The following is a 370-nucleotide window of genomic DNA, read 5'->3' on the forward strand; positions in this document are numbered from 1 at the left end:
CGCGGCGGACAACCGCTCGCGTACTCAGACCGGCGTAGGTGATCGTACTCAGCCGGTGCGGCGATCAGACACGGGCGCACCCCGTGAGGTTCCGGCGGCGGGCGTACGCCTCGATCTCGATCCTCATCCGGGGCCGGCCAGGTCGCAGACCACCATCTTGGCGGCGGGCCGAACGTCGCCGAAGCGGCCGCGGAGCAGGTGCCGGCACGGCCCGAAGTCGTCGCGGTCGAGGAGGAGACAACGCTGCGGGTGCCGATAAATCATCCGGCCAGGTCAGGAGCTTGATCGTCGACGACGGGGCTTCCGTGCTGCCTCCCCGCTCGCGCCCGTGCTGTGCACGTGGACGGCGGTCGGGCGGCATCATGACCTG

1 protein-coding gene is annotated in these 370 nt (G+C 70.5%); it reads right to left on the reverse strand.

Annotated features, from left to right (window positions below):
• Nucleotides 1-123: 123 nt before the first annotated feature.
• The gene (locus C1I97_RS39080; protein ID WP_181447146.1) at nucleotides 124-264 is read right to left on the reverse strand and encodes a hypothetical protein; all 141 of its coding nucleotides are present in this window, start codon (nucleotides 262-264) and stop codon (nucleotides 124-126) included.
• Between the last annotated feature and the right edge of the window lie 106 nt (nucleotides 265-370).

It is taken from the genome of Streptomyces sp. NTH33 (assembly GCF_003236365.1).
Lineage (GTDB): Bacteria > Actinomycetota > Actinomycetes > Streptomycetales > Streptomycetaceae > Streptomyces.

What these genes read in the sequence shown, in the direction of transcription:
- C1I97_RS39080 (WP_181447146.1), bottom strand. Translation starts at nt 264, where the DNA reads ATGATTTATCGGCACCCGCAGCGTTGTCTCCTCCTCGACCGCGACGAC.